Annotated in this window: 23 protein-coding genes; 16 read left to right on the top strand and 7 right to left on the bottom strand. The window is 70.0% G+C overall.

The window, feature by feature from the left end:
* Positions 1-80 precede the first annotated feature (80 nt).
* Positions 81-1,034, top strand: a complete 954-nt coding sequence (locus tag ACGFSB_RS34120; protein ID WP_393407493.1) for an RNA polymerase sigma-70 factor — start codon at positions 81-83, stop codon at positions 1,032-1,034.
* A 10-nt stretch (positions 1,035-1,044) separates the two neighbouring features.
* Here the strand turns inward: ACGFSB_RS34120 and ACGFSB_RS34115 are convergent, their stop codons facing one another.
* Together ACGFSB_RS34115 and ACGFSB_RS34110 are read right to left on the bottom strand one after the other, a co-directional pair.
* Positions 1,045-1,488, bottom strand: a complete 444-nt coding sequence (locus ACGFSB_RS34115) for an OsmC family protein (protein WP_393407491.1) — start codon at positions 1,486-1,488, stop codon at positions 1,045-1,047.
* 16 nt (positions 1,489-1,504) lie between these two features.
* Complete coding sequence (locus ACGFSB_RS34110; protein ID WP_393407726.1) at positions 1,505-1,708, bottom strand: ANTAR domain-containing protein; 204 nt, start codon at positions 1,706-1,708, stop codon at positions 1,505-1,507.
* Positions 1,709-2,276: 568 nt separating this feature from the next.
* Between ACGFSB_RS34110 and ACGFSB_RS34105 the strand changes: the two genes are divergently transcribed.
* From ACGFSB_RS34105 to ACGFSB_RS34085, 5 genes are all read left to right on the top strand, one after another.
* Positions 2,277-2,561: a helix-turn-helix domain-containing protein gene (locus ACGFSB_RS34105; protein ID WP_393407489.1), complete on the top strand. Its 285-nt coding sequence runs from the start codon at positions 2,277-2,279 to the stop codon at positions 2,559-2,561.
* Positions 2,558-4,057 (top strand): helix-turn-helix domain-containing protein, encoded by a 1,500-nt coding sequence (locus ACGFSB_RS34100; RefSeq protein WP_393407487.1) that lies wholly within the window; start codon positions 2,558-2,560, stop codon positions 4,055-4,057. Before ACGFSB_RS34105 ends, ACGFSB_RS34100 begins: the two co-directional genes overlap by 4 nt.
* Before the next feature lie 120 nt (positions 4,058-4,177).
* The gene (locus ACGFSB_RS34095) at positions 4,178-5,542 is read left to right on the top strand and encodes a glycosyltransferase (protein ID WP_393407482.1); all 1,365 of its coding nucleotides are present in this window, start codon (positions 4,178-4,180) and stop codon (positions 5,540-5,542) included.
* Positions 5,539-7,593, top strand: coding sequence for an ArnT family glycosyltransferase (locus ACGFSB_RS34090; protein WP_393407480.1), 2,055 nt, complete (start codon positions 5,539-5,541; stop codon positions 7,591-7,593). The genes ACGFSB_RS34095 and ACGFSB_RS34090 overlap by 4 nt, the downstream gene beginning before the upstream one ends.
* Positions 7,594-7,865: 272 nt before the next feature.
* Positions 7,866-9,029, top strand: a complete 1,164-nt coding sequence (locus ACGFSB_RS34085) for an IS701 family transposase (RefSeq protein ID WP_393407477.1) — start codon at positions 7,866-7,868, stop codon at positions 9,027-9,029.
* 28 nt (positions 9,030-9,057) lie between these two features.
* Here ACGFSB_RS34085 and ACGFSB_RS34080 read toward each other — a convergent pair whose 3' ends face one another.
* The gene (locus ACGFSB_RS34080) at positions 9,058-10,956 is read right to left on the bottom strand and encodes a GAF domain-containing protein (RefSeq protein WP_393407474.1); all 1,899 of its coding nucleotides are present in this window, start codon (positions 10,954-10,956) and stop codon (positions 9,058-9,060) included.
* A 232-nt stretch (positions 10,957-11,188) separates the two neighbouring features.
* On the opposite strand from ACGFSB_RS34080, the gene ACGFSB_RS34075 reads away from it, so the two are divergent.
* Positions 11,189-11,920 carry a 50S ribosomal protein L11 methyltransferase gene (locus ACGFSB_RS34075; RefSeq protein ID WP_393407471.1) on the top strand — a complete coding sequence of 244 codons (732 nt, stop codon included), beginning with the start codon at positions 11,189-11,191 and terminating at the stop codon, positions 11,918-11,920.
* 66 nt (positions 11,921-11,986) lie between these two features.
* On the opposite strand, the gene ACGFSB_RS34070 is transcribed toward ACGFSB_RS34075, so the two are convergent.
* Positions 11,987-13,207, bottom strand: coding sequence for a transaldolase family protein (locus ACGFSB_RS34070; protein ID WP_393407469.1), 1,221 nt, complete (start codon positions 13,205-13,207; stop codon positions 11,987-11,989).
* 310 nt (positions 13,208-13,517) lie between these two features.
* Here ACGFSB_RS34070 and ACGFSB_RS34065 point away from each other — a divergent pair, with 310 nt between their 5' ends.
* The 9 genes from ACGFSB_RS34065 (at position 13,518) to ACGFSB_RS34025 (ending at position 21,734) form a co-directional block, all read left to right on the top strand.
* Entirely contained in the window at positions 13,518-14,006 is a 489-nt protein-coding gene (locus ACGFSB_RS34065; RefSeq protein WP_393407467.1) for a PhzA/PhzB family protein, read from the top strand.
* 43 nt (positions 14,007-14,049) lie between these two features.
* Complete coding sequence (locus ACGFSB_RS34060; RefSeq protein ID WP_393407464.1) at positions 14,050-15,225, top strand: 3-deoxy-7-phosphoheptulonate synthase; 1,176 nt, start codon at positions 14,050-14,052, stop codon at positions 15,223-15,225.
* Between the two features lie 35 nt (positions 15,226-15,260).
* On the top strand, positions 15,261-15,884 hold the full coding sequence (locus tag ACGFSB_RS34055; RefSeq protein ID WP_393407462.1) for an isochorismatase family protein: 624 nt from the start codon (positions 15,261-15,263) through the stop codon (positions 15,882-15,884).
* Positions 15,881-17,827, top strand: a complete 1,947-nt coding sequence (locus ACGFSB_RS34050) for a chorismate-binding protein (RefSeq protein WP_393407460.1) — start codon at positions 15,881-15,883, stop codon at positions 17,825-17,827. Before ACGFSB_RS34055 ends, ACGFSB_RS34050 begins: the two co-directional genes overlap by 4 nt.
* Positions 17,824-18,705, top strand: coding sequence for a PhzF family phenazine biosynthesis isomerase (locus tag ACGFSB_RS34045; protein WP_393407457.1), 882 nt, complete (start codon positions 17,824-17,826; stop codon positions 18,703-18,705). Before ACGFSB_RS34050 ends, ACGFSB_RS34045 begins: the two co-directional genes overlap by 4 nt.
* Positions 18,698-19,369 (top strand): phenazine biosynthesis FMN-dependent oxidase PhzG, encoded by a 672-nt coding sequence (gene phzG, locus ACGFSB_RS34040; RefSeq protein WP_393407455.1) that lies wholly within the window; start codon positions 18,698-18,700, stop codon positions 19,367-19,369. The genes ACGFSB_RS34045 and phzG overlap by 8 nt, the downstream gene beginning before the upstream one ends.
* Positions 19,370-19,459: 90 nt before the next feature.
* Positions 19,460-19,978 (top strand): PhzA/PhzB family protein, encoded by a 519-nt coding sequence (locus ACGFSB_RS34035; RefSeq protein WP_393407453.1) that lies wholly within the window; start codon positions 19,460-19,462, stop codon positions 19,976-19,978.
* A gap of 40 nt (positions 19,979-20,018) precedes the next feature.
* A complete protein-coding gene (locus tag ACGFSB_RS34030) occupies positions 20,019-21,041 on the top strand; it encodes a methyltransferase (protein ID WP_393407451.1) in 1,023 nt (340 codons plus the stop codon).
* A 66-nt stretch (positions 21,042-21,107) separates the two neighbouring features.
* Positions 21,108-21,734 (top strand): hypothetical protein, encoded by a 627-nt coding sequence (locus ACGFSB_RS34025; RefSeq protein ID WP_393407449.1) that lies wholly within the window; start codon positions 21,108-21,110, stop codon positions 21,732-21,734.
* Positions 21,735-22,004: 270 nt separating this feature from the next.
* Here ACGFSB_RS34025 and fni read toward each other — a convergent pair whose 3' ends face one another.
* From fni to ACGFSB_RS34010, 3 genes are read right to left on the bottom strand one after another with little or no spacing between them, the layout of a single operon-like run.
* Positions 22,005-23,093 carry a type 2 isopentenyl-diphosphate Delta-isomerase gene (gene fni, locus ACGFSB_RS34020; protein ID WP_393407447.1) on the bottom strand — a complete coding sequence of 363 codons (1,089 nt, stop codon included), beginning with the start codon at positions 23,091-23,093 and terminating at the stop codon, positions 22,005-22,007.
* Complete coding sequence (locus ACGFSB_RS34015; RefSeq protein WP_393407444.1) at positions 23,090-24,211, bottom strand: phosphomevalonate kinase; 1,122 nt, start codon at positions 24,209-24,211, stop codon at positions 23,090-23,092. Before ACGFSB_RS34015 ends, fni begins: the two co-directional genes overlap by 4 nt.
* 16 nt (positions 24,212-24,227) lie before the next feature.
* Positions 24,228-25,130 (bottom strand): aromatic prenyltransferase, encoded by a 903-nt coding sequence (locus tag ACGFSB_RS34010; protein ID WP_393407441.1) that lies wholly within the window; start codon positions 25,128-25,130, stop codon positions 24,228-24,230.
* Positions 25,131-25,308: the final 178 nt, after the last annotated feature.

The following is a 25,308-nucleotide window of genomic DNA, read 5'->3' as shown; positions in this document are numbered from 1 at the left end:
GGTCGGGAGTGTTACGGAACGGCGGGGCCCGGCGTCCAGTGTGTGAGGGCGGCTGGGGACGAACAGGCGGGAGCCGGGTCATGAGCGAGCACAGCGAACGCACTACGGGCACTGCCGGGCCGCTCGACCGTGCCGACCGGGTGGAGTCGGTGGACTCGGCGACCGAGGTGTTTGTCGCCCACCGCAATCTGCTGTTCACCGTCGCCTACGAGATGCTCGGTTCGGCCGCCGACGCCGAGGACGTCCTCCAGGAGACCTGGCTGCGCTGGGTGGGGGTCGATCGCGGCACCGTACGGGAGGACCGTGAACGTGCCTATCTGGTGCGGATCGTCACCCGCCAGGCACTGGACCGGATGCGTGCGCTCGGCCGGCGCAAGGAGTCCTACGTCGGACCGTGGCTGCCCGAGCCGCTGCTGACCGCGCCGGACGTGGCCGAGGACGTCGAACTGGCCGACAGCATCTCGATGGCGATGCTGCTGGTCCTGGAGACGCTCTCGCCGTCCGAGCGGGCGGTGTTCGTACTGCGCGAGGTGTTCGGTCTCGACTACGACGACATCGCCGAAGCCGTCGGCAGGACCCCGTCCGCGGCCCGCCAGCTCGCCTACCGGGCACGGGCACACGTCGCCGCGCGCCGACCGCGCGGCGACGTCTCCCCGGCCCAGACCCGAGCCGCGCTCCAGGCCTTCCAGCGGGCGGTCGAAACCGGCGAGTTGCAGGACCTGCTCGACATCCTCGCGCCGGACGTCGTAGCCCTGAGCGACGGGGGCGGAGTCAGACATGCTCTGCTGCGGCCCGTCGTGGGCTCGGACAAGGTGGCCCCGCTGCTTGCGGGCGGCTGGTGGATGCGCGACGCCAAGAGGTCGGTCGAGCCGGTGCAGATCAATGGCGGCCCCGGGCTGCTCATCCTGGTCGACGGGGAGGTCGACGGCGTCGTGGCCGTGCGGCTCGAGAGCGGCTACGTCACCGGGGCGTACCACGTCCGCAACCCCGAGAAGCTGTCACATGTGGCGCGGGAGACCGCCGTCAGCCGCTGAGTCCGGCTGGTCAGGCGCCCTCGTCGGGGGTGTCGGAGACGGTCACGGCGACCGGCGTGCCTGTCTCGATGGTGCGGCTGACCGTGCAGAGCCGGTCGTGCGAGGTCTTGACCGCCCGGGGAAGGATCGTCCGGGCGCGGTCGCCGGATTCTCCGTCCGGGAACGTGACGGAGAAGGTCACCTGAAGGTCCGTCATCCGGTTGCCGAGCTCGTCGTCGGTCTTGTGGCCGGCCACGGCGACGGAGAACGTGGTGGGTTCCGCGTGGCGGCCCGTGGCGACGTCCACGTCGGCCGCGGTGCAGCCGCCGATCGCGGCGAGGAGGAGCTCGACCGGGGTGAGATCGTCGCCGGAGCCGGTCCCGAAACTCACCGAGCCCCCGCGGGAATTGGTCGCGGTGAACCGGCCCGAGCCGACCCGCTCGACGGTGACGGAGCGCAGGGAATTGTCAGTCATGCCGACGACAGTAATGTCACTGCTCGGTGTCTGCCGCGTCTGACGTGTCGGTCTGTGGCCGGGCCGGGGCGATGGCGGGTGTGAACCCGGTGTCGATGACGTCCCAGGCGACCTTGCTGAGCAGGATCCGGTGCTGCCGGGCGTGCCGGCGCAGGACCTCGAACGCCTGGTTGAGGGTGATGTTGCTGCGGGCGGCGAGGACGCCCTTCGCCTGTTCGATGATGATGCGGCTCTGCAGCGTTGTGGAGCTGTTCGTTGACGGTGTGCTGCTGGCGGATGGTGCGGGCCTGGATCAGGCCGATGGTGGCGGCGTCGGCGAGTGCCGGGGCGAGGGCGAGGTCGTCGGCGTTCAGCGGCTGCTCTCCGGTGTGCAGCAGGAAGAGCCTGCCGGGGCCCTGCCCGAGGACGAACTGCAGGTCCTCCAGGCGTGCGCTGGTCCTGTCGCTGAACCAGACCAGCTCCTGCCCCAGGGAGATGGCCATCCCGCCCAGGCCCAGGGCCTGCGCGCAGGCCACGGCCCACACCTGGCGACCCCTTTCGGTCGCCGCCGCATGAAGGCTGTCCAGAAGTTCCTGGACCGTGGAACCCATATCCGCATACGTTCTCGTGGGTGCTCCCAGTGCGGCGCTGCGGGCGCCGACTGCACCCTTCCGGGGTAGTGAAGGCCGCACCGCGTGACAGCCAGTAGGCGAGACTGCCCCGCCACTCGCGAGGCGTAATCTGCGTCCCTGAACACCGAGCGACGCTTTGATGCGGATAGCGCATCACCATTGGGTAGTATGCCTGCCATGGGACTGAGTCTGGAGGTGTCGCTGCGACTGACGGTGGCCGCGTTGATGCAGGCGACGGGCCAGTCGCAGCGAGGGGTCGCGGGTGCCCTCGGGCTGACGCAGACGCAGGTCTCGCGCCGTCAGTCGGGCGCCAGCGCATGGACCTTGCGCGACGTCGACGTACTGGCCGAGCACTACGGCATAGACGTGCTGGACCTGCTGGGAGGCCCGACGCGGGCGTGTGAGGCACTGATCGCCCACCGCGAGCACCGCCCCGACACCGAGGAGAGGGCGGCCCGGTGAGTGACTTCGACGCGATCGACTCGCTGCTCGACGCCGTCGGCCCGGAAGCCGAGCTCCCGGCCCCGGCGAGGCGACAGGAACTGCGGGAACAGGCCCGGTTGCCGAAGGCGCAGGTGGCCCGAGCCCTCGGCGTGAGCCCGTCCACGGTCAGCGGGTGGGAGTCGGGCCGGGAGCCGAGCGGCGAGATCCGTACCAAGTACGCGTACTTGCTGGACGGGTTGGCCGCCAAACTCACGGCCACCGAGGCCGAGATCGAGGCCGAAAGCGAGGCCGAGATCGAGGCCACCTCGGCGGAGCCGGAAGAGAGCGGCGACGACGAGGTGGAGGAACTCGCGGCTCCGCAGCCGTGTGTGCTGTGCGGGTCCCCGGCCGAGCAGCGGGTGGCAGGGTTCGCCCAGCACCTGGATCCGGCCGACTGCCTGCCTGCGGCACCTACGACACCTGCGACGCCTGCGACACCCGAGACGCCTACAGCACCCCCGGAGTCCAGGAGCCGCCCGGCCCGACGCGCCTTCCAGGAGCCGTCAGGACCGGCCGACTTGATCCACGAGGCGGTCCGCAGCGCGCTCGCCGCGCACCACGGTGACGTGGAAGCGGCCACCGCGGTCCTGCTGAAGAAGGCGATCCCGGACGCGATGGCGCTGCTCGACGAGACCCGCAAGGGCGCCCGCTACGACGTGATCGCCCACCCCTGGATCCCCGACATCCTCAAGAAGCAGACCTCCAAGGGCGCGGACCGGATCTGGGAGGCCCGCCCCAAGTGGACCCGCCACGAACTGCCGCCCGGCCGGCACGAGGTGACTGCGCTCGACATCAACGGCGCCTACCTCTCCGCCCTCAAAACCCATCTGCCGCTCGGCCAGCTGGAACACTCCACAGGCTTCGATCACGACCGCCGCCGCGCCGGAGTCCACCTCGTAACCCCTGCGGTGTGGGAGCACGAAGAGGTGCTGCCGAACCCGATCGGCAACCGGGACGAGCCGGGCCCTCTGTGGATCACCGAGCCGACCCTGCGGCTGCTCCTGCGTCTTTCGTCTCCGCGATACGGGCTGTGCGATCCGCCGCAGATCCACGAGTCGTACACCTCGGGCGCGACCGAGAACCTGCTGGAGAAGTTCCGTATCGAGCTCAAGGACGCCCGCGAGTCGGCGCTCGAGCAGGGCGACGAGGTGACGCTGGAGTACGTGAAGGCGATGTACTCCAAGTTCGTGTCCACGATGGGGGAGTCGAACTACAACCGGGAGCTCTACCGCCCCGACTGGATGCATCTGATCCGCTCCCAGGCGTTCTCGAACCTCTGGATGAAGGCGTACAAGGCGTACGAGGAAGGCCTGACGGTCGTGCGCGCGATGGGCACCGACGAGCTGCACGTGATCGGCGACTGGCGCTGCGTCTTCGCCGAGGGCCGTGCGGTCACCGAAGTGAAGGTCAAGGACCACTACACCGTCGGCACCGCCGTCACGGCGGACGCCGACGAGCCGGTCGATCAGGACTGAGGATCGGCGCCGGCCATCTGGAGCGAGCGTCGTGCGCGCTTTGAGCCTTCCTCGATCGAGTTACGACCCGTCCCCCTGACTCTGAGCCGCTCGCAGGCTCCGACAGCAGGGAGGACTGGTGTGTCCAGCGAACCAAAGCACACGCCCGTAGTGGAGCGACACGGCCGGGAGCGGTTGCCTGTGCGGGAGCATCTGCCCGCGTGGGGCGGCGGCGTACCGGTCCTTGACGTCGTGGTTCCCGTCTACAACGAGGAGGCGGACCTGGAGAGTTGTGTGCGGCGGCTGCACGCGCATCTGGCCCGTACGTTCCCCTACGGGCAGGGCGGGTTCCGGATCACCGTCGCCGACAACGCGAGCAGTGACCGTACGCCAGAGATCGCGGCCCGGCTCGCGGGCGAGCTGGCCGAGGTACGGGTCCATCGGCTCGACCAGAAGGGGCGCGGGCGGGCGCTGCGTGCCGTGTGGGCGGGCTCGGACGCTCCGGTGCTCGCGTACATGGACGTGGATCTGTCCACGGATCTCAACGCGCTGCTTCCGCTCGTCGCGCCGCTCATCTCCGGGCACTCGGACCTGGCGATCGGCTCGCGGCTCTCGCGCGGTTCGCGGGTGGTGCGGGGGACGAAGCGGGAGTTCATCTCGCGGACGTACAACCTGATTCTGCGTGGCTCGCTGGCCGCCCGGTTCTCCGACGCGCAGTGCGGCTTCAAGGCGATCCGGCGGGATGTCGCGGAGCGGCTGCTTCCGATGGTCGAGGACACCGGGTGGTTCTTCGACACCGAGCTGCTCGTGCTCGCCGAGCGGGCCGGGCTGCGGATCCATGAGGTGCCGGTGGACTGGGTCGACGATCCCGACTCGACCGTGCACATCGCGCGGACCGCGGCCGATGACCTCAAGGGCGTGTGGCGGGTCGGGCGGGCGCTCGCGGTCGGCGCGCTGTCGCTTGACCGGCTTGCGCGGCCCTTCGGGGACGATCCGCGCGACCGTCAACTCGAGGGAGTACCAAGGGGGCTGGCGAGACAGCTGGTCGGGTTCTGTGTGGTGGGGGTGCTCTCCACTCTCTTCTATCTGCTCCTGTACTCGTTGTCCCGGCTCGGGCTCGGGGCCCAGCTCGCCAACGCCGCCGCGCTGTTCGTCTCCGCGCTCGCCAATACAGCGGCCAACCGGCGCCTGACCTTCGGGGTGCGCGGCAGGGACCGGGCCGTGCGGCACCAGGCGCAGGGGCTCGTGGTGTTCGCCATCGGGCTCGTGCTGACCAGCGGTTCGCTCGCCGCGCTCGACGCGGCCGTCGGTGACCCCTCGCACGGCACCGAACTCACCGTCCTGATCGCCGCCAACCTCGCGGCCACCGTGCTGCGCTTCCTGCTGTTCCGGATCTGGGTGTTCCCGGACCGGCGCACCACAGGCGAGCACGAGCACGAGCACGAGCTCGAGTACGAGAACCACGACCACAGTCAGCGCCCCCACGAATCCGGAGCAGCTCGATGACCGTCACCGCGTCTTCACCTCCGCTCCTACCTCGGTCCTCGGACGCCCGTTGGGTGCGGCCGGTGCTGATCGGGCTCCTTGCCGCCGTGGGGCTCGCGTACATCTGGAATCTGAGCGCTTCCGGTTACGCCAACTCCTTCTACTCAGGGGCTGTGCAGGCGGGCAGCGAGAGCTGGAAGGCGTTCTTGTTCGGCTCGTCCGACGCCGCCAACGCGATCACCGTGGACAAGGCGCCGGCCGCGCTCTGGCCGATGGCCCTGTCCGTACGCCTCTTCGGCCTGGGTTCCTGGCAGATCCTGCTGCCGCAGGTGCTGATGGCCGTGGCCACGGCGGGGGTGCTGTACGCGGCGGTCCGCCGGCGGTTCACGGCGGCGGCCGGGCTCATCGCGGTCGCGGTGTTCGCCACCGCGCCCGTCGCGGCGCTGATGTTCCGCTTCAACAACCCGGACGCGCTGCTCGCGCTCCTCATGACCGTCACCGTGTACTGCGTGCTGCGCGCTCTCGAAGATGTCCGTACCAAGTGGCTGGTCTGGGCGGGCGTCGCGGTCGGGTTCGCGTTTCTCACCAAGTCATTGCAGGCGTTCCTGATCCTGCCGCCGCTCGCCCTCCTGTACGGGGTGTGCGCGCCGACGTCCGTCAGGCGCAGGCTCGGCCAACTGGCCCTGTCCGGGCTCGCGGTGGTGGTCTCCGGTGGCTGGTGGGTGGCGCTCGTGGAGCTCTGGCCCGCGTCCTCGCGCCCGTACATCGGAGGCTCGCAGAACAACTCCTTCCTGGAGCTGACCTTCGGCTACAACGGGATCGGCCGGATCAAAGGGGACGAGGCCGGCAACGCCGGAGGAGGCTGGAGCTCGGGGGAGACCGGCATCGGCCGGCTCGTGGGCGGGAACATCGGCGGCCAGGTCACCTGGCTCCTGCCCGCCGCGCTGGTCCTGCTCGTCACCGGGCTCGTGGTGACCCGGCGGGCCGGGCGGACGGACACGGCGCGCGCCGCGTTCCTCGCCTGGGGCGGCTCGCTCCTGATGACCGCGGTGGTCTTCAGCTTCATGAAGGGGATGTTCCACGCGTACTACACGGTGGCCCTGGCCCCGTACATCGCCGCGCTCGTCGGCATGGGCGCCGCGGCCCTCTGGGAGGAGCGCGGCCGGTTCCTCGCCTCGGCGGTGCTCGGCGGTACGGTCGCCGTCACCGCGATCTGGTCGTACGTCCTGCTCGGGCGCTCGGCCGGGTATGTGCCGTGGCTGCGCTGGGCCGTGCTGGCCGGGGGTCTGGTGGCCGCGCTCGTGCTGCCGCTCGCGGGGCGGCTCCGGCACCGGCTGGGGCACCAACTCACCCTGGGCGCCGCTGGGTTGGGGCTCGCGGCCTCGCTCGCCGGGCCGTTGGCGTACACCGTGACGACCCTTGGCGATGGCCATGTCGGGTCGCTCGTGGCGGCGGGACCTTCGGTGTCGGGCGGCGGGGGCGGTCCTGGAGACATGGGTGGCTCGGGCGGTATGCCTGAGCCGGACGGCGCGGGTGGCCAGGAGGCCATGGGCGGCACGATTCCGGTCGGCGGCCCCAACGGTCCCGGTGGTGCGAAGCAGCCACCCCGCATGGCGAGCGCCCCTCAGCAGGGCGGCCAAGCCCAATCCCCATCCCAAACCCCAGCCCGAACCCAACCCCAAGGCGAAGACGGCGGCGGCATAGGCGACCTTCTCAACGGCGTCACAGTAAGCGACATGGCCAAGGCCGAACTCCTGGCCGACGCCGACGACTACACCTGGGCCGCCGCCGGCATCGGCGCCCAGATCACGGCCAGCTACCAGCTCGCCACCGAGCGCCCGGTGATGTCGATCGGCGGCTACATCGGCACCGACCCGTCCCCGACGCTCGCGCAGTTCAAGCAGTACGTCGCCGACGGGGAGATCCACTACTTCGTGGGCGGCAGCCAGGGAGCCGACCCCGGCGGCGGCATCAGCTCGCAGATCTCCGCGTGGGTCACATCCGGCTTCGAGAAGGTCACGGTCGACGGCACCACGCTCTACGACCTGACGCAACCCTCTAAGGAGCGGTGAGTGCTGCGCCCCTGTCGGGAGCGGGGCCTGGTGGGCTGAGCACACCGGGGGCAGGTGGTTTCGGCCACTCGCCTGATTTGGCGCGGGCGTCGATGGTGCCTCCACCACCATCGGCGAGGGGGGCTTGGGTGGGAGATTGCCCTGGGCACAGCAACGATCGGGACGGCATCGTGAGGGCGTTCCCCGTCAGTCTCCCCCACCGAGATCGGGTGTCCATGAGCGCTGTCTCCCCTTATACGCCGGAAATATTGAGTCGGAGTGGTACGAGCAGTGTGGCGACGAAATGGAGCGGCGCGCAGCTGCCGCAGCTGGCCGCCCTGTGCGCCGAGCTGTTCTCCTCGCTCCCGCGCAAGGACCAGCGCAGCAAGGCGGTGACGTACGTGAAGGGGCTGCTCGGCGCGGACGGCCGCAAGTCCATCCGGAACATGGCGGTGCACCTCGGCGGGGCGGCTCTGGAGCAGGGCCTGCAACACTTCGTATCCGACTCCACCTGGGACTGGATGCCCGTGCGCCGCGCCCTGCTCCGCCAGGCGCCGCCGCATCAGGCCTGGGTGCTGAGGCCCATGGTCATCCCCAAGGCCGGTGAGAACACGGTGGGAGTGGAACGCCAGTATCTGCCCAGCCTGGGCCAGCCCGTCAACGCCCAGAAGGCGATAGGACTCTGGGCCGCCTCCCCGTCACTGGCCCTTCCGGTGAACTGGCGGATGATTCTCTCCGACACGTGGCTGGGCGACGCGGAGCGCAGGACGCAGGCGGCCATTCCGGCGCACTTCGCCCCGCAGTCCTTCGAGGACTGCGTCGTCGGCACGTATCTCGAGATCGCCGACGCCGGTTGTGGACCCCGCCGTCCGGTGGTGCTCGATGCGAGCGAGTGGGCGACGGTCACGGTGGTGCGCCGACTGCGGGCCGCCGGGGCACCGGTGCTCGCCCGTATCGACCCCCAACTGCTGTTGCAGGATACGGGCGTTGCAGGTGGCGACCCCCGCGCCGTGGCGCCGGCCCAGCGCATCCTCGGCAGCCCGACGGTGTGGCGACACGTGCCCTGGCGCAGCCCGGTGAGCGGCCAGGAGCAGCTCTCGCTCATGGCCGGGGCGCGGGTGCGGCTGCCGGGGCAGGGCTCGCGGCGCGAGGAGCGGGAGCTGCTGCTGTTCGGAGTCGGCGCCGATCCGGGCAGCTGGCCCGGCGAGATCTGGCTCACCGACCTCGTCGACGCGCGGCCGGCCTTGCTGCTGTCGCTGGCGGGGCTGCTCGACCGGGTGGGCGCCGACTTCGACCGGATCACCGACAGGGTGGGGATACGCGACTTCACCGGCCGCTCCTTCACCGGATGGCATCGCCATGTCACGCTCGCCTCGGCGGCGCACGCGATCGCCACCCGCATCGATGACGGAACTCTGCCGGGAACAGGGGGAGGCGAGGTGGCAGCCGCGGGGTGAGGTCGCTGCGAGGTGCGGGCGGCGGGCGTCACTCCTGGGCGGGCGGGCTGTGCCGCAGTTCGGCCACGTGCGACAGGCGCAGCGCCAGCTGGATCTCCAGGGCCTTCGACTGCTGCTGCCATGCGGGGCCGAGCAGTTTCCCGACGCGCTCCAGACGGCGGGCGACCGTGTTGGGGTGCACGTGCAGGAGCTTGGCCGCCTTGATCTGACTGGCTCCCGCCTCGAAGTACGCCTCCAGAGTGCGGATGAGTTCGGTGAGGCGCTGCCGGTCGTATTCGAGGACCGGGCCGATGGCCTCCGCGATGAACCCGTTGACGTCGTGGTCGTCCGAAAGCAACATGCCGACGAAACCCAGCTCCCGGAGCGAGGAGGCCTGCCCGACCGCGCCGAGCGCTGTCATGGCGTCCAGGCAGCGCCGCGCCTCCCGGTAACTGTCGTACAGGGTGGCGGGGTTGGTGCTCGGCCCGGACGCGCCGACGGTCACCGGGCCGTCGAGCAGCGGCGTCAGCTCCGCGAACACCGACCGGGCCACGGCACTGGCGTCCGTACCGGGAAGCAGCAGCACGATGGTGCCGTCGCGCCAGCACTTGAGCCCGCCGAGGCGCAGCGCGTACGAGGCCGCCCACGGCAACGGCTTGTTCTGCGTAGGGTGCTCCGGCCGGGCGACCACGACGATGTGCGCCTGGTCCAGGTCGAGGCCCAGCCGCCGGGCCCGGGTCTCCAGACGGGGCAGCGGGCCCGGCGGGTGAGCCAGCAGATCGTCGAGGAGCTCGTCGCGGATCTGGCCCTCGGCGAGCACGGCCCTTGTGTTGTCCAGGAGCAGCGCGGCCGCCATCGCCAGTGCCCCGACGGACAGCAGCTGTTCGTCCTGGTGCGACTGGGGCCGCTTGGTGTACAGCGTCAGCGTGCCGAGGTCCTCGCTGCCCGCGACGACGGGTGCGGCCCACAGCCCGCGGCCCAGCGGCACGGGGCCGCGGGCGGCGTGCGCGCGCATCGTGCCGCGGGCCAGTTCGGCCCGTTCGCCCTGTGGGATGACGCCGCCCGCCGCGGCCAGGGCGGTACCGGAGGGGGACTCCATCCTGATCGCACCGCCGAGCTGCTCGGCCATCTCGTGCGCCGTCGCCTGCGGACCGCTGTCGTCGAGGGCGGTGGCGAGCAGCCGGGCGTGCAGGGAGCCGATCCTGCGGGCCGTCGCGCGGCCGTTCTCGATCAGTGCGGCCCGGTCCTGCTCCAGGAGCCGGGCGCGGTGGATGGCTGCCGCGGCGAGCTCGCAGAAGCGGCTCAGCAGCGACACTTCGTCGGCGGTGAAGTGCCGCACGTGGCGGTCGGCGACGTAGAGCGCCCCGAACCTCTCGGAGCCGTGCGCGAGCGGCAGCACCATCATCGCGCGCAGCCCTTCCAACTCCACCACCTCGTCGGCGAACGTGTTGTGGACGAAGCGCTCGTCGGCGAGGTAGTCCGGGGTCCAGAACGGGGCGGAGGCCTCCAGCACCGCGTGGCCTATCCCGCCGGCAGCGGTGAGGGTGAGGCCGACGTTCAGAACGGATGTATGGCCGTCGGAGGCATGGATGTGCAGGATCGAGGGGTCGCCGTCGGGAGTGCCGATGAAGGACATGTCGAGGCTGAGCAACAGCCGGGCCCTGCGCGTGATGGTCTGCATCAGGGCGTCGAGGTCGACCGGAGCGATGAGGTCGAGGGCGGCGTCGACGAGGGCGGAACTGCCGGTCTCTCTGCGGCGCAGCCGCGCGCGCTGCGAGTGCACGGTAATGCCCAGGCGCTTGGCCTCCTCCAGCCGCTCCAGGGCGGGGCCGCCGGCTCCGTCCCGCCGGGTCCCTTCGAGCAGGGCCTCGAATCTCTCCTCGGGGGCCTCGACGGCCAATAACTCAAGAACGGTCAACGCGTCCGCCGCGCGCCGTGGTCGTGACACCGGCTCACCCCCGTTTCAGTGGACGCTACGAATCCTTACAGACGGAGTCAACTTCGTTTGTCCGGAAAGCGTTCCTCCAGTGGTCCGCTTGGTGGGTCGGCCACCATGACGAACCCACTGAATGGTTGCTGGTTCACCTTCCGGTATCACGGAACTTGGCTAAAGCTGGGGGGTGTCGTCCACGGGCAAGGGCCTCTGCGGCGGCGGGAACCGGCCTATTAGGGGAGAAGCAGTGACGGGCGTCAAGAATCTTCAGAATTCGCTTGCCCGTAGCCAGGAGGCACAGCGTCGGCATAACCGGCCGGAGACGTTCCGCTTAAATGGCAGGGAATGGGATCTGATACCCGGGGTTTTCTCCCCCGTCAGCTCACCCACCACCAGGCATTCCCTCCAGTTGCTGGGCATCCTGGAGCCCGATGTGCAGCCGCTGTTCGGCTCCCTCCTGGAAGTGGGCTGCGGCAGCGGCGTGGTGGCCGTGTCCGCAGCTCTCGCGGGCTGCTCGCGGGTGGTCGCCTCGGACATCAACGAGGCCGCGGTGCTCAACACCGAGCAGAACGCGGTGCGCCACGGTGTCCACGACCGGTTGCACGCGCTGCGCAGCGACGTATTCGACGGTATCGCCGAAAATGACCGATTCGATGTAGTCTTCTGGCATTCCAACTACGTCCTGGCGCCGCCGAATTACCAGTACCGCAATATGCATGAGCGCGCCTATGCGGACCCGGGATATCGGACCCACCGGCGCTTTCTGGAGCAGGCGCCGGGCAGGCTGACGGCGGGCGGCTCGGCGTTCCTGCACTTCAGCACCAGGGGCGACCTTTCGCGTCTCCTGCGGGAGGCCGCAGACTGCCGCCGCAGCCTTTCCCTGGTTGCCAGTGCCACCGGGTTGGAGGGCGGCCAGGAGATAGAGCATCTGCTCCTCGAAATCTCTGTGGCGCCGGACCGCGCCCGGTGCACGCTGTGAATTGCCCGGCCGGGACGCGGTCGTGAATGGACCGCGGTAACGAGCGCGAGCAGAGACCCACCAGCGTCAGTGGCGCCGCCGAGCCCTGTCCCCGGGATCCAGGTGCGTCGCGACGGCTGTGTGCAATTCCCGCCACGAGAACAGCAGTCGGGTCAGCTGCCGGGAAGCGAGACGGCGCGCGAGGACGCCGTAGCGGACGCCGAGGTCTGCCAGTTCGGTCATCACCCGCTCGGCCTCGGTGTGCGCCCCGAGAAGCCCGTCACCGCGCAGCCGGGCCTTGCCGAGGGCAGCCAGGTCCGGTGCGGTCATGGCGACGACGGTGTTCCAGCCGACCAGCCGCTCCACATAGGACACCGGCGACCGCGGCCCTGCCGCACCGAGGTCGCCGGAGGGGCCGGCGACGTCAGGAGGGGGCTTGCCGGTGCCGGTCGGGATGCCGACCGGGACCGGGGTGCCGCTCACGGTCCACATCAGTCGCTGCGGCAGCGCACCCGCCGCGCGCAGTGCCGACCACGAGGCCCCGCCGTGCCACTCGTCGTGCACCCGGAAGGCGAGCCGGGCCTGGGCGACGGCCACCCGGCCGCGCTGCCGCCGCGCCACCGCCCCCGAAGCACCGAGCGCCGTCAACTCCCGCTCCACCTCGGCGTCGACGGCCGCGAGGTCCATGGCGGCCACCGAGGCGACCATGCCGAGCGGGACCCCGGACTGCCGGGCGAGCTCCAGGCCCTCCGCGCAGACCCGCAGTACCTGGGCGTACTGGCTTGCCGAGCCGACCTGGTCGATGTGCACGCCGATGCCGTGCGCCAGGCACGCCCGCGCGACGTCGAGGCCGTTCTCGCAGGCCGGCAGGCGCAGCAGCAGGTTGGGACGGCCCACTTCGGTCCACAGCACCTTGAGGTGCGCGGCCGGCGTCGCGACGCCGGTCAGGACGTCGCCCGGCACCGGGACGGACACGAAGCCGTCCTGCCCCCGCCGCGCCTCGTAGACCCCGAGCAGCGCGTCACAGCCGCGGCGCGCCTCGTCGACGAGGATGCCTCGCACCGCGGCGTTCGCCGTGGCGCCACGGCGCGCAAGACCGGCCAGCAGCTCGCGGTGTACCCCGCCGTCCCGCACCGCGCCGGCCAGGGCCGTCGGGTCCAGCACCGCGCCCCGCGCACCCACGTACCGGATCAACCTGGCGAGCCGGCCCGCACCCAGCTGCTCGGCGCCGTGCACCCAGACGGAGACGCCCTCGTGGTCCAGGCCGCGCAACGCGACCTTGGCCGGCAGCTCGAACCTGTCCGCCATGGCGGCTGCACCCTTCCGCTCGCCGGGACGACGGAGCGTGATCTCTATGAAGCTTTGGCCGATGGGGCGGGAAATTCAACCTCCGTTCATCGTTGCATTCGGCCGCGCCCAGATGGGCGTCAACTGCGCACTTGGCTCGGACCAGTTGCCGACCTGACGCACTTTCCGCTATCTGACGGACTCCTTCTCATTCCTTTGTCTTAGGTCTGCGGGCCGGTTCAGAATCACCTGCACACCGGTTCGCAGCACCGCCCGGCACCAGGCGCACGCCATGCGCCTCCCCGTCCGCATCAGCTCAGGAGGAATCCTCATGCCCGAATCCGACGTGCGGCAGGGCTTTGCCGACGCGGCCGAACTGCGCCGCAAGAACCGGGCCACCGTCGAGAAGTACATGCACACAAAGGGCCAGGACCGACTGCGTCGGCACGAGTTGTTCGTCGAGGAGGGCAGCGGCGGCCTATGGACCACCGACACGGGAGCGCCCATCGTGATCCAGGGCCGCGACCGTCTTGCCGAGCACGCGATCTGGTCACTGAAGTGTTTCCCGGACTGGGAGTGGTACGACATCCAGATCCTCGGGACGGACGACCCCGACCAATTCTGGGTGGAATGCGACGGGCACGGAAAAATCCTCTTCCCGGGCTACCCGGAGGGGTACTACGAGAACCACTTCCTGCACTCGTTCACGCTGGCCGACGGAAAGATCGTCCGTAATCGTGAATTCATGAATCCATTTGAGCAGCTGCGCGCGCTCAGCATTCCGGTGCCCGAGATAAAACGTGAGGGCATCCCCACGTGAGGGCATCCCCATGTGACCGGGACGCCCCGGAATTGGAGCAGCCATGGAAGACGTACTGAGCGACACCGGTCACCGCATCGCCCTGCAGCAGCCCACGTGGGAGGATCCGGCACAGATCCGCAGGGTGCGCGAAACCCTCGCCATACGGCCCGCGTTCGCCCGCCCCGAGGACCTGCGGACGCTGCGCGCCCAGCTCGCTCGGGTCGCGGCGGGCGAGGCGGTCGTCGTGCAGGCCGGCGACTGCGCGGAGGACCCCGACGAATGCACCCCCGGCTATGTCGGCCGCAAGACCGCCGTACTCGAATTCCTCGCCGGGGCCCTGCGCATGACCACCCAGCTCCCGGTCGTCCGGGTGGGCCGCATCGCCGGACAGTTCGTCAAGCCCCGCTCCCGGCCGACGGAGCGGGTCGGTGACATCGAACTCCCCTCCTACCGCGGCCACATGGTCAACGGACCGGAGCCCGACCCGGAGCAGCGGCGTCCCGACCCGCTGCGCATCCTCACCTGCTACATGGCGGCCAGCGACATCATGGAGCACCTCGGCTGGCGGGCGCGGCGCCGGGCGCCGGAGATCGACCCGCCGGTGTGGACCAGCCACGAGGCGCTGCTGCTCGACTACGAAGTGCCCATGCTGCGGCGGGACGCGGCGGGCCGGCGCTACCTCGGCTCGACGCACTGGCCGTGGATCGGCGAGCGCACCCGCCAGGTGGACGGCGCCCATGTGGCGCTCCTCGCCGGGGCGACCCTCAATCCGGTGGCCTGCAAGGTCGGCCCGGCCATGACGCCGGAGGAACTCCTGGCTCTGTGCGAGCGCCTCGACCCGCAGCGCATCCCGGGCCGGCTCACGCTGATCGCCCGGATGGGCGCGGACAACGTGGTGGACCGGCTGCCGCCGCTCGTCACAGCGGTACGGGAGGCGGGCCACCCGGTGATCTGGCTGACCGACCCGATGCACGGAAACACGGTCACCGCACCGGACGGGAACAAGACCCGGCTCGTGCGGACCGTCATCCGCGAGGTCGTCGAGTTCCAGCAGGCCGTCACCGCGCACGGTGGTGTCCCCGGAGGCCTGCACCTGGAGACAACGCCCGACGACGTCACCGAATGCGCGGCCACCGAGGCGGATCTCGCTCAGGTCGGCGACAAGTACACGAGCCTGTGCGACCCGCGCCTCAACCTCTGGCAGGCCGTCTCCGTCGTCTCGGCGTGGCGCGGTTGAGCTCCCCCCAACCTCCGGAAGGAGAGAACACGATCATGGCAGGCATACCCCCCATCGCTCCCTACCCCCTTCCGGCAGCGGGCGAGCTGCCCGCCAACACCGCCGACTGGTCGATCGATCCCGGCCGCGCGGTGCTGCTCGTGCACGACATGCAGCGCTACTTCCTCGCGCCCTTTCCCCCCTCGGTGCGCGAGCCGCTGACCGCACGGGCACGGATGGTGCGCCAGCGGTGCGCGGCGCTCGGTGTGCCGGTCGCCTATACGGCGCAGCCCGGCGGGATGACCGTGCAGGAGCGTGGTCTGATACGGGACTTCTGGGGTCCGGGCATGGGCACCACCCCCGCCGACCGGGAGATCGTCGGAGAGCTCCAGCCGGCCGAAGGCGACTGGGAGCTGGTCAAGTGGCGCTACAGCGCGTTCGTACGCACCGACCTGCTGGAGCGGATGCGGGCGGCGGGCCGTGACCAGCTGATCCTGTGCGGGGTGTACGCGCACGTGGGAGTGCTGGCCACCGCCATCGACGCGTTCAGCCAGGACATCGAGACGTTCCTGGTCGCCGACGCCGTCGCCGACTTCTCCGCCGACCACCACCGCATGGCCCTGACCTACGCGGCCGAACGCTGCGCCCAGGTCGTCACCGCCAAGGAGGTCTTCGGATGAACCCCGGCCCCGGCCCGAACGCATGGACGAGCGACCTCCTCGACCGAGTCCTGGCACCGCGCCCGCCCGCCTTCGCACTCCTTCACCGCCCCGAAGCCACCGGGGCCGGCCACCTGGATGTGCTGCTCGGCACCGTGTCGCTGCCCCCGGCCCTGGCCGACATCCCGCTGCCCGACGCGGCTCCCACCGGGCGCGGCGCCCACCACGAGACGCTGGTGCTCATCCCGTACCGGCAGATCACCGAGCGCGGTTTCGCCTGCCCCGACGACGGTGTGCCGCTGGTGGCGATCGACATCACCGACCAGCAGACGAGCGCCGTCGACGAGGTCGTCGCCCGGCTCCCGGACACGGGGACCGCACTGCGCGGCGGCCACTTCGACCTCGACGACGACACCTACGCGGAAGCCGTCCGCCGTATCGTCACCGACGAGATCGGCACGGGTGAGGGCGCGAACTTCGTCCTGCACCGCTCGTTCGTCGCGGACATCACCGACTACGGTCCGCACAGCGCGCTGGCGTTCTTCCGGCGCCTGCTGGAGGGCGAGGCGGGGGCGTACTGGACCTTCCTGGTCCACACCGGTTCCCGCATCCTCGTCGGCGCCTCGCCCGAGCGGCACGTCAGTGTGCAGGGCGGTACGGCGGTCATGAACCCGATCAGCGGCACCTACCGCTACCCGCCGACAGGCCCGACGCTGCCCGAGATCATGCGCTTCCTCGCCGACGCCAAGGAGACCGACGAGCTGTACATGGTGGTCGACGAGGAACTGAAGATGATGTCCCGGATCTGCCCCGGCGGCGGTCGCGTCTTCGGGCCGCACCTGAGGGAAATGGCACGCCTGGCGCACACCGAGTACTTCATCGAGGGCCGCACCGACCGCGACGTGCGCGACGTCCTGCACGAGACGATGTTCGCGCCCACCGTCACGGGCAGCCCGCTGGAGAGCGCCTGCCGGGTCATCAAGGAGTACGAGCCGCACGGCCGCGGCTACTACAGCGGCGCCCTCGCCCTGATCGGCCGTGACGCACAGGGACAGCGCAGCCTGGACTCCGCCATCCTCATCCGCACCGCCGACATCGACCACACCGGTCGCGTCCGCATCGGCGTCGGCGCCACGCTGGTGCGCCACTCCGACCCCGTGTCCGAGGTCGCCGAGACCCGTGCCAAAGCCGCAGGGCTCATCGCCGCCCTGCAGTCGGAGGAGAGCCAGGCGTTCGACGCCCACCCCAGCGTCCGCTCGGCCCTGGAGCAGCGCAACGACTCCATCGCCGACTTCTGGCTGCGCGAAAGCGATGCCCAGGACCGACCGCACACGGACCTCGCCGGACACCGTGTGCTCATCGTCGACGCCGAAGACACCTTCACCGCCATGATCGCCCTCCAGCTGCGCTCCCTGGGCCTGGAGGTGACGGTCCGCCGCTACGACGAGGAGTACTCCGTCCTCGACGGCCACGACCTCGTGGTGATGGGTCCGGGGCCGGGCGATCCGAACGAGTCGGGCCACCCCAAGATGGACGCACTCAGCGCCGCCCTGCGGACCCTGCTCGACCAGCGACGCCCTTTCGTCGCCGTCTGCCTCAGCCACCAGCTGCTCAGCCGGGAACTCGGCTTTCCCCTGGTGCGCCGGAACGTCCCCAACCAAGGCGTACAGAAGGAGATCGACCTCTTCGGCAGCCGCGAGCGTGTCGGCTTCTACAACACCTACGCGGCACTCAGCGAAGGAGAGAAGGCGCAGGTCGACGGTGTGGGCGCGGTGGAGGTCGCCCGGGACCCGGTGACCGGCGAGGTGCACGCGCTGCGCGGCCCGCACTTCGCGTCGATGCAGTTCCACGCCGAGTCGGTGCTCACCCTGGACGGCCCCCAGATCCTCGGGCGCGCCGTACGCGAGGCCCTGGGCCCCGACGGGCGCACGGAGACCGTGACGCATCGGGAGCAGGCCCGATGACACCTCAACCATCGCTGGACGAACAGGAGTTGCGTACCGGGATGCACAGCTATGACGTCGTGGACGCCTTTGCGCGCGAGCCCCTCCTCGGTAATCCGGTCGCGGTCTTCTACGACAGTGACGACCTGTCGGCGCGGACCATGCAGCGCATCGCGCAGGAGATGCACCTGTCGGAGACGACGTTCGTGCTGCGGCCGCGCGACGGCGGTGACGCCCGCATCCGGATCTTCACCCCGGTCAACGAACTGCCTTTCGCCGGGCATCCGTTGCTCGGCACGGCCATGGCGCTCGGCGCGCGCCGCGAGGGCGACCGGCTCCGCCTGGAGACCGCCATGGGGACCATTCCCTTCGACCTGGTCAGGGACCAGGGCAAGGTGGTGGCCGCGCGGATGCGGCAGCCGGTGCCCACCTGGGAGTCCTTCGACCGGGCCGACGAGCTCCTCGCGGCACTCGGCGTGGAGAAGTCGACGCTGCCCGTGGAGATCTACCGCAACGGGCCGCGCCATGTGTTCGTCGGCCTCGACGACGTACCGGCCCTGTCCGCCGTGCAACCCGACCACCGCGCCCTGGCGGACTTCGATGACATGGCCGTCAACTGCTTCGCGGGCCGGGGCACTTCCTGGCGCAGCCGGATGTTCTCGCCCGCCTACGGCGTGGTCGAGGACGCCGCCACCGGCTCCGCCGCGGGCCCGCTGGCCATCCACCTCGCCCGCCACGGCCGCATCACGCACGGCACCCGCATCGAGATCACCCAGGGGGTGGAGATCGGCAGGCCCTCCCTCATGCTCGCCCTGGCCGAGGGCGCAGCGGACCACATCGACACCGTAGAGGTCGGCGGTGACGCCGTTCTCGTGGCCCAGGGAGCGCTCCATGTCTGACCGCACCGCAGCACACGAGCGGACCTCCGTGGGCGCGGGCCGCTCGGAGTCGCTCACCGGCACCATCGAGATCCCCTTTCCCGAGTACGCCGATCCGCCGTCCGATGCGATGGCGCTGCTGCACCAGTGGCTCGGCGAGGCCCAGGAACTCGGCGTACGCGAACCCCGCGCCCTGGCCCTGGCCACGGCCGATGCCGCGGGCCGGGCCTCCAGCCGGATCGTCGTGATCAACCGGCTGACGGAGACCGGCCTCGTCTTCGCCACGCACGAAGGCAGCCGCAAGACCCGCGACCTGCGCGCCAACCCCTGGGTGTCGGGTCTCCTCTACTGGCGCGAGACCAGCCGGCAGATCAGCGTCGGCGGCCACGTACGCCGCCTGCCGGAAGCCGACGCCGACGCCCTGTGGGCGGCCCGGCCGGTCTTCACCCACGGCATGACCATGGCCTCCCGGCAGAGCGAGCCCCTCGACGACGTGGCTCAGCTGCGGCGGCGCGCCGCGCGGCTGGCGCAGGACGGCCCGCAGCCGCGCCCCGCCGCGTACATCGGCCTCGAACTCGTCCCGGAGTCCGTCGAGTTCTGGGCCAACGGCACCGAGCGTCTGCACGAGCGCCTGCTCTACGAGCGAGACGGCACCGACTGGCGCGTCACCCGCCTGCAGCCGTGAACCCGCGTGCTGCCCCGAACCCGAGTACTGCCCAACGGCTGCTCGTGCTGTCCGCCATCCACAGCTCCCGACAACCCGCCCGGAGACACCATGACCTCGTCACTGCCCCCCCGACCCGGCACCGCCGCACCGGTGTTCGCCGGCCACCACGATCTGCGGGCCCGCAACCGGCTGGCCGTGGAGCGGTACATGGAGACCGGCGCCGAGGCCCGGCTGCGCAGGCACAACCTCTACGCCGAGGACGGCACGGCCTCCCTCTTCTACACCGACATCGGCAAGCCGATCACTGTGCAGGGCCGTGACAACCTCGAGCGGCACGGCGAGCTCTCCCTCGAGGTGCTGCCCGACTGGCAGTGGATCGACGTGCACATCTACGAGACTCAGGACCCGGCCGTCATCTGGGTCGAGTGCGACGGCGAAGGAACGATCCGGTTCCCCGGCTATCCCGAAGGCCGCTACCGCAACCACTTCATTCACGGCTTCACGCTCAGCGACGGACGGATCGTCTCCAGCCGCGAGTACACCAACCCGATCGAGCACATGGGCGCCCTCGGCATGGAGACACCGCGCATCAAGCGGGACTGGATCCCTTCCCGGCCTGCCTCCTGACGCAGTTCCGCCCCGCCCGTCCCCAAGGAAGAGGCAGAGCATGAGCAAGGACAACACCGCCCCGGCATCCCGCACCACCATCGACCTCATCACCGCCGCCTGGAAAACCCAGTCCGTCCACGCGGCAGCCACGTTGGGCCTGCCCGACCTGATCGAGGCGGGGCACACCGGCGCACCGGACCTCGCACGGGCCGCCGGCGCGGACGAGGACGCCGTACAGCGCCTGCTGCGGCTGCTCGTACGCCTCGGCGTGTTCGAGGAGGACGCGGACGGCGGCTACCGCAACACCGCGGTGGGCGACCTGCTGCGGGACAGGCCCGGCTCGCTGCGCGACGTGTGCCTGCTGTACGGCGAGGAGTTCTACCAGGCGTGGGGGCACGCCAGTGAGACGTTCCGCACCGGCAAGCCCGGGTTCGAAGCGGCGTACGGGCAGTCGCTCGTCTCCTACCTCCGTGCGGACGCCGACGCCGCGCAGCGCTTCCACCGGGCCATGCAGGCACAGGCGGACAACTTCGCCTTCGACGCGGTCGCCAAGGAGATCGACTTCAGTGCCGACCGGCACATCGTCGACATAGCGGGCGGCAGCGGCCAGTTGCTGGCCACGGTGCTCGGCGCGGTACCCGGGGCCCGGGGCACGCTCATCGACCTGGAGCACACCCTTCCCATCGCCGGCGCACACCTGGAGCGGACGGTCGGCGCGGACCGGGTCGAGCTCATCGCCGGGAACATGTTCACCACCCCGTTTCCCAAGGACGCGGACACCTATCTCCTGTCCCGGGTCCTCGGTGACTGGCCGGACGACGACTGTGTGCGCCTCCTGAGCAACGTACGCGAGGCCATGGCGGAGCACTCCCGCCTCCTGGTCATCGAGATGGTCGTCCAGGAAGGCCACAGCGGCCTGCTGGCCCCGCTGTGGGACCTGCACATGCTGGTCGTCAACGGCGGGCACCAGCGGACCCTCGGTGCGTACCACGAACTGGCCGCACGCTCCGGCCTTTCCATCGCGCGACTGGTCCAACTGCCCATGGAGGCAGCGGCGTTGGAGCTGACGCCCGCAGGCTGACCGAACCGCCTGCCATTCCCTTCTCGCCGAGCTGGTGCGGGCGAGCCGTCTCATGAAGGAGCTTCAATGGAGTTTCACTCATGCCCCAGGAATCATGCACAGGAAGTCCGCACCGCCGCCGGGTCCGCCCTCTGCGTTTCTTGTATCAGGCGGCTGGAACGTAACCTGCGGGCACTTCCCGGTCTCCACCAGGAATGCCTGCACCAGATCCTGCCGACACCGCGCCGAAGGAACCTGACGAAAGTGTCCGGGAGCCGCAAGCGGGATCACCTGAACATGTCCGCGCTCGACGCCCGCAACGACATTCTCGCCGTCCTGGGTTCCTGGTCGGGGTTCGTCGCCGAAAAGCTCGGAACCGTTGCCCCGGATCGCTTCGCTCCCCAGCTGGCCTGCTTCCTCGTACGCCACTTGGAGTGGCTCGCCGCCCAGCCCTCGGCCGCGGATTTCGCAGACGAGATCGAGGATCTCCACGTCGAACTGCTGCGCGCCATCGACCCGGAAACCGGTGATCGCCCTACGCACATCAGAGCGTGCGTCGTGGACGGCTGCCCGGGGAAGATCAACGCCTCGCCGCAGCATGCCGGGAACGCGGGAAAGAGCAGCATCAGCTGTTCGGCAGGACATTCATGGGACATACGTGAATGGCTCACCCTGAGGCACCTCATGGACCGGCAACGCGAGGATGCCGCATGAACAAGCCGCCGCGCCACAGGCTCGTGCCGACGAATGTGGCCGCTCTCGCCGCAGGCGTATCCGAAGCGACCATCCGAAAGTGGGTGAGCCGAGGGAAGATAACGCGCTACGGCACACCGGGTCGCTCGGAGTTCGACATAGAAGAACTCACGGAGATCGCTCTGCAACGCCGGTCACTGCCCCGACCGGCCTGAGCCTCCCGGTGCCACCGGGCCGGGCGCTCGGCTCAAGCGCGGGCAGCGCCCGGCCCTCCTCAGGGAAATACTCGGTTCACGGCCTTGTGCCCATCACTTCAGGGCCCGCGGAAGTGCGGGAACGCAGGGCGAACCGCTGTGTCTCCTGGCCTCGGTCGGCGCAGAAGGAGCGAAGCGCGCCGTGGATCAGCAGGTCGCATCGCGTCAGCTCGGCCGGGGTGCGCGCGCCTAGCATGGTCTGCAGCGCCGCCAGCTGGTCGAGCCACGTCGAGATCTGCGCGATCAGCGCCGGTACACCGCCGTCCATCAGCGTGCGGAGGAACCCCCCGGACGCTCCGACGCCGGAGGCGCCGAGCGCCAGCGCGCGGGCGACGTCGAGCGGATTGCGGACGCCACCGGAGGCGAGCACGGGGATACCGGCGTCCTGCGCGTCCAGGAGACAGGCGGCCGTGGACAGCCCCCAGCCGTCGAGGAACGCGTAGTCGGCCAGGTCCCGCCTGCCGTTCTCGATGCGGGCGAAGTCCGTGCCGCCGCGACCACCGAGGTCCGCCACCCGTACACCCAGGTTCCGCAGCGTCAGGACGGTTTCCCGGCTCAGTCCGTTGCCGACCTCCTTGACGATCACTGGAACGTCGACGGAGGCCGCGATCTTCTCGATCTGCGGGACCCAGGACGAGAACGACCGGTCGCCCTCCGGCATCACCGTTTCCTGCGCCGTGTTGATGTGGATCTGCAGGGCGTCGGCCCGCAGCAGCTCGATGGCCCGCTGTGCCTTGTCGACCGAAGCCGTCGCATTGACGTTCGCCATGACGAACCCGTCCGGGTTCTCCTCGCGCAGCACGCTGAAGGTCCCGGCGCACGACGGGTCCTTGAAGTACGCGCTCATGGATCCCGACGCGATGGGCACGCCGGTCTCGCGGGCGGCGATGGCCAGGTCCCGGTTGATGACACCGGTGTTGGCGCTGCCGCCGGTCATCGCGTTGATGTAGAGCGGCACGTGCCAGGAGATCCCGGCGAAGGTCGTGGCCAGGGACACGTCCGCCCGGTCGATACCGGCCAGGGCGTGGTGGACGAACGACACCTCGTCGAACTGGTTCTGTCCGCTGTGCCCGTGCTGCTGCTCGACAGCGAGCCGCACGTGGTCGTCCTTGCGTTGAGCGATCATTCCGCGTTCCCTTCCGGAGCGGGGCGTAGGGGCAGGGGCAGAACTCCTGCCGAGACCCACTGCTCCCGTACGTGAGCGATGTCCGGCGCGGCTTCGGCGTCCAGCAGGGCGATGCCGCAGTCGCCACCGCCTGCCCCGGAGGGTTTGGCCGCGCCGCCGACGGCCTCGGCGGCGTCGCACAGTGCCGTCAGCCTGGACGTGAAGATGCCCAGGTCGACCTCCTCGTCGAGGAGCGCCAGCTCTCGCCGGGCCCGCCGGACCTGGTGCAGGAGGTCATGGCGGTCTCCTCGCTCGAGTGCGGCGATCGAGGCGCGCACACAGTGGTTGGTGTTCTCCACGAACCTCTGGTGGGACGTGCTGCCCCGCCAGCTCCGCCGGTCCAGGCCGGACACCAGGGACGTGGTGCTTGCGGGCTCTCCGGTCCAGCCGACCTCCAGCGAGAGGCCCTGGGGCGGCGGCAGCCGGCGCACCTCGAAACCCGGCCAGGGCGCGCGCAGTGCCTCCTCGAGACCCAGCTGCCGGGCCAGGTCGAGCACGGCGGCCCGGTCGGGCGCCTGATACGCGATCCAGCCGCCCCACGTACTGGCGGCGAGATCACCGCCGGAGGCTCTGGGGTCGATCGCCGTAGTCGCGAGCATGGCCAGGCGGAACCGGGTGCCGGGCGACAGCTCCAGGCCGCAGAACGACGCCACGGCCGCGACGGTCGCCACGGTCACCGCGCCGCTCGAACCCAGGCCGAACTTCGTGCCGTTGTCGTGCAGGCTGCTGCTGACCGCGACGTTCGGCGCGGGTGGGGGAAGACCGCGTTCGGCCAGCAGCCGGCCCACGACCTCGACGGCCGACGCCACGTGGGTCAGGCCGCCGAGGTCACGCTGCTCGTCGCCGCTGCCGTACGGAACGAGCCGGCTGTCGTGCCATCGGCAGCGCACCCGCCGGGGGCCGAGGTCGGAGGAGATCACCACCTCGCCCGCGTCGGCGCCGGACACGGTGACGGTGACATGCCGGTCCACCGCGACCAGGATCGCCGGGTTGCCGGGCTCCACCACCGCGTACTCGCCCGCGATGAACAACTTGCCCGGCGCACGCCGGACCACTTCTGCCGGGGCCGGTGGGGCCAAGGAACTCAGCTCCCCGTTACCCGGCATCGGCGGACAGCATTCGTTCCACCCGGGCCTGCCACTGGTAGTACTTCTGGACCTTCTGGTATTCGCCGTCGGGCGTCACCGTGACGCCGTAGACAAACCGGTGGCCTGCGCTGCCGAACGGAGAGTCGTTCACGAGCCGCTCGATGACGGGATCAATGCCAACGGGAAGCGCCATCGGATCCGGCGTGTTGACGGAGTAGGTGACCCGCTGGATCTCCGGGGAATCCCAGCCGAGGGTGACGTATATCGCGAATGCCTGCTCGCCGAACTTCAGTATCTCCTCGCTCGGGTCCGGCAGTCCGCTGTCGCGAAGAATCGACTGGACACCCTCGCGCTCGAAGCATTCGGCCGGCACCCCGGTGAAGTACACATTCACCGACCGCTTCGCGTAGTCGTACCCGACCACGCTCACCTTGTCGGTCAGACCGTACCGGTCGAAGAAGCCGAGGTTCTCGGACGCACTGGGCGGCATCGACGGAAGTCCGGCGAACTTGGACACCGACTGGAGGTTGTCAGGGCTGAAGAAGGACCAGGTCTTCTTGAAGCCGCCGACGACTCCGAAGTCGATGCCGTAGCAGTCGACGGGGAACTGCTGGTGGATTTCCCCCAGCAGGGTGTATACGGGGTGGTCCGCCTTGGCGGTGAGACCCTTCGAAACAGCGATGGAATGCGGATCGAGTTCCTTGGGGAGCAGCGTGAAACGGCAGTCAAGATCTGCTGCGTCGCGCCCGGTGCCGGACTGCGCCCGGAAAGAGATCACGGACTGCGAAATCACGTCCTGATACGCGGTCAGGACGGGCCAGACCTTGTCTCGCGAGCTGGTTACGCCCACCGATCGAGCTGATTCCTCGATGGCAGAGTAAAGCTGTGTCAACTCAGCTGTTTCTGACATTCTTCCTCCGCGAATGAATCTGGGCGTCGGTTTGGATCAGGGCACATCACGGGCAGCGCACCACGAAATCCTGATGGATGGGGTACGGAGGGGGTCGCTGCTGTGCCGGGCGCGGTCCAGGGTCTTGCCTCTGTGGACCGGCGGCTACGACTCGACGCACTGCCTCTTGAGAGATTCT

Source organism: Streptomyces sp. NPDC048441, assembly GCF_043200235.1.
Taxonomy (GTDB): domain Bacteria; phylum Actinomycetota; class Actinomycetes; order Streptomycetales; family Streptomycetaceae; genus Streptomyces.
The sequence above is the reverse complement of the archived record's forward strand: the minus strand, read 5'-3'. Positions and strand labels throughout refer to the sequence as shown.